At 76.4% G+C, this 3988-nt stretch carries 2 protein-coding genes and 1 pseudogene; all 3 read left to right on the top strand.

All coding sequences use genetic code 11. The annotated features are described in order from the left end of the window. A pseudogene (locus GTW67_RS03665) lies at positions 1–708 on the top strand (DNA polymerase III subunit gamma and tau); the annotation flags it as partial. Positions 709–849: 141 nt separating this feature from the next. Next, positions 850–2127 (top strand): phosphoribosylamine--glycine ligase, encoded by a 1278-nt coding sequence (purD, locus tag GTW67_RS03660; protein ID WP_161163345.1) that lies wholly within the window; start codon positions 850–852, stop codon positions 2125–2127. A gap of 290 nt (positions 2128–2417) precedes the next feature. Then, on the top strand, positions 2418–3988 hold a 1571-nt coding region (locus GTW67_RS03655), incomplete at its 3' end, for a M48 family metalloprotease (RefSeq protein ID WP_346010551.1).

The raw sequence follows: 3988 nt of genomic DNA, 5'->3' as shown, positions 1-3988 counted from the left end.
GCCCCCGCCGCCCCGGCGCCGGCCCCGAGCGGCGGGCCCGACCCGCGCTCGCTGTGGCCCAACATCCTGGAGGCGGTCAAGAACCGCCGCCGGTTCACCTGGATCCTGCTCAGTCAGAACGCCCAGGTGACCGGCTTCGACGGCACGACCCTCCAGATCGGCTTCGTCAACGCGGGAGCCCGCGACAACTTCCTGAGCAGCGGCAGCGAGGACGTGCTGCGGCAGGCCCTCGCCGAGCAGTTCAACGTGCAGTGGAAGGTCGACGCGATCGTCGACCCCTCCGGCGGCTCGGCGCCCCCGCCCTCCGGCGGCCCGTCCGGCGGCTTCGGCGGCGGTGGCCACGGTGCCTCCGGTGGCGGCGGCTACGGCGGCTCGGGCGGCGGTGGCTACGGCGGCGGTGGCTACGGGAGCCCGTCCGGCGGTGCGCCCGCTCAGGGTCCGGCAGCCCCGGCACCCGCCGGCCCGCCCTCCCAGGGCGCCGGTCCGTCCGCGGCGACCTCCGGGCACGGCTCGGCGGCCTCCGCGTCCGCCCCTGCGCCCGGCCCCGCTCCCCGGCCCGCGGCCTCCGAGCCGCCGCCCCCGGTCTCCCCGGAGGACGACACCCCGGAGGACGACGACCCGGACCTCGACGAGTCGGCCCTCTCCGGCAAGGACCTGCTCGTACGGGAGCTGGGGGCGACGGTGGTCGAGGAGATCGCGCACGAGTAGGCGCCGCCCGCGCCCGCCGCCCGCCGCCCCGTGCGGGGGCCGGCACCGGGGCCGTACTGGAGGAACGCACAAGCCCTTCCCGTCCGCCCCTTCGGAAGCCCGCACAAACCGGCCGGGTCCGCTCCCATTAGGCTGGCCCCCGTGAAGGTCCTTGTCATCGGCGGCGGCGCCCGCGAACACGCCCTGTGCCGTTCCCTGTCCCTCGACCCCGACGTCACCGCGCTGCACTGCGCACCCGGCAACGCCGGTATCGCCGAGGTCGCCGAACTGCACCAAGTCGACGCCCTCGACGGCGCGGCCGTCACCGCGCTGGCCACGGAGCTGGGCGCCGAGCTGGTCGTCGTCGGGCCCGAGGCGCCCCTCGTCGCCGGGGTCGCCGACGCCGTGCGCGAGGCCGGCATCCCGGTCTTCGGCCCCTCCGGTCAGGCCGCGCAGCTCGAAGGCTCCAAGGCCTTCGCGAAGGACGTGATGGCCGGCGCCGGGGTGCCCACGGCCCGCTCGTACGTCTGCACGACCCCGGCCGAGGTCGACGCGGCCCTCGACGCCTTCGGCGCCCCGTACGTCGTCAAGGACGACGGGCTCGCCGCCGGCAAGGGCGTCGTCGTCACCGACGACATCGAGGCGGCCCGGGCCCACGCCAACGCCTGCGAGCGCGTGGTCATCGAGGAGTACCTGGACGGCCCCGAGGTCTCCCTCTTCGCCATCACCGACGGCGACAACGTGCGCCCGCTCCAGCCCGCCCAGGACTTCAAGCGCGCCCTCGACGGCGACGAGGGCCCGAACACCGGCGGCATGGGCGCGTACTCGCCGCTGCCGTGGGCCGACCCCAAGCTGGTCGACGAGGTCGTGGAGAGCGTGCTCCAGCCGACCGTCGACGAGATGCGCCGCCGCGGCACCCCCTTCTCCGGCCTGCTGTACGCCGGTCTGGCGATCACCTCGCGCGGCGTCCGCGTGATCGAGTTCAACGCCCGCTTCGGCGACCCCGAGACCCAGGTCGTGCTGGCCCGCCTGAAGACCCCGCTCGCCGGTCTGCTGATGGCCGCCGCCACCGGCAACCTCGCCGACCTGGAGCCCCTGCGCTGGAGCGAGGAGGCGGCCGTCACCGTGGTCGTCGCCTCCCACAACTACCCCGGCACCCCGCGCACCGGCGACCCGATCACCGGCCTCGCCGAAGTGGCTGCCGAGGACGCCCCGCACGCCTACGTCCTGCACGCCGGCACCCGGCGCGAGGGCGACGACGTCGTCAGCGCCGGCGGCCGCGTCCTGTCCGTCACGGCCACCGGCGCGCACCTCACCGAGGCCCGCGAGCGCGCCTACCGGGCCGTCGCCCGCATCGGCCTCGACGGTTCCCAGCACCGCACGGACATCGCGGCGAAGGCCGCGGCGGACGCGGCGGCGGAGGTCGCGCCGGGGGTCTGACCACCCCGGAGGGCACCCGCTCCCCACCCGGTCCGACAGGCCCCGGCTCCCTCCCAGGAGCCGGGGCCTGATCCTTGCTGTCCGTCATCCACCTTTCCCCAAAGCCATTCCATCGAGTGACCGATGCGCCATACGGCTGACGGGCGCGAAGGCCCCAACTAGGGTGCCGCGCAAGCGTTCCGGCACTTGGCCCACCGGCATTGCGATGTCAGTGGCGGGTGCCACAGTGGGGGAGTGAGCAAGAGCGGGAGCGCCGTCCCATGGGCAGCAAGGAGGGGTGAGGTCCGGTCGTGACCGGTATCGGTGGAGTGGAGTTGGGCGCGCAGGCCGCGCGCTCCCGGGCGCTGGCCGTGCTGCGCATCCGCAGCCGGGCGCTGGCCGTCGCCCTGCTGCCCGCTGCCGCCGCCGTGATCCTGCTCGTGGGCGGTTCCACCGGCCACCTCGTGGGCGCCGGCTGGGACGCCGCCCGCTGGACGGTGTCCGCGCTCGCGCTCCTCGTCCTGGCGGCCGCTGCGGGGGTCGCCCTGGTCGTCGCCCGCGCCCGGCCCGCCATGACCCCGACGGTCCGGATCGCCGAGGAGTCCGCGCCGGACCTCTACCGGATGGTGCGCGACCTCGCCGACCGGCTGGAGGTGCCCGCCCCGTCGGCGATAGCGCTCACGCCGGACTGCGACAGCTGGCTGGAGGACCGCACCCACCCCGCCCACGGCCCGCCGTCCGGCGAGCGTGCCGACGAGATGGCCGGCCCGGGGAGCCGCCGCGGCCCCGCGGCGCCCGTCCTCGTCATCGGCTCGCCCTTCCTGTGGTGGATGCGCGTGGGCGAGCTGCGCGCGGTCCTCGCCCCGGTCGTCGCCGGTACGGGACCGTCGGCGCACCCCGACATAGCCGCGGCCCGGCGCTTCATACGGGGCCTGGACGCCGCGGTGGCGGTGGCCTCGACGCGGGACCGCGGCCTGCTGTCCCGCGCGGTGTGCGTCGGGCTCGGCCAGGTGTCCCGGCTCCTGCTGCGCAGTTGCCGCGTCCACGCCGCCGAGATGGAGCGGGGGGTCGCGGCGGCGGCCGCCGAGCGCGCCCAGGCCGTGGACTACGGGCTGCGGATCGTCGCCCAGGAGCAGGTCGGGCTGGCGTACGCGGGCTGGGACCGGCTGCTGACCCGGGTGGCGCTGCCCGCCTGGCGGATGGGCCGCTGGCCCGCCCGGCTGGACGTGGGCGTCGTCGCGGCGCTCACGGAGCTGTCCCGCCGCGACCGCCTGGCCGAGGGCTTCGCCTCCCGCCTGGGCGAGCGTCCCGCCTGCGACCTGCTGGAGGAGCCCGGGCTGATCGACGAGTCGGTCTCCCTGCTCGCCGCGCGCCTCTTCCACGGGGGACCGGCGGAGACCGGTCCGGACTGGGCGCCGGTGGGATGGGACGAGTATCCGGAGGAGGTCGTCGACCGGACCTGGCGCACGGACGCGGCCCGCCTCCACCGCGTCCTCGACACCCTGGGCGTCCGCCGCACCGCCGAGGACGCCGCCCCGGGCACCGAGGGCCCCACCCTGGCCCGCGTCCTGGACCACCTCACGGACCGCCCCGCCGCCCAGACGCCCGGCCCACCGGCAGACCCCGACGGCCACGCCCCCGCGACGACGGAAACCGAAGCCCTGACGCCGCCGGCAGCCGAAGCCTTGACGGCGCCCGAGGCCGAAGCCCTGACGCCGCCGGCAGCCCAAGCCCTGACGCCGCCCGAGACTGAAGCCTTGACGCCGCCCGAGACTGAAGCCTTGACGGCGCCCGAGGCCGAAGCCTTGACGCCGCCGGCAGCCCAAGCCCTGACGGCGCCCGAGACTGAAGCCCTGACGCCGCCGGCAGCCCAAGCCCTGAC

It is taken from the genome of Streptomyces sp. SID5910 (genome assembly GCF_009862125.1).
GTDB lineage: Bacteria > Actinomycetota > Actinomycetes > Streptomycetales > Streptomycetaceae > Streptomyces.
Note: the sequence above shows the minus strand (reverse complement) of the source record. Positions and strands in the feature narration are given on the sequence as shown.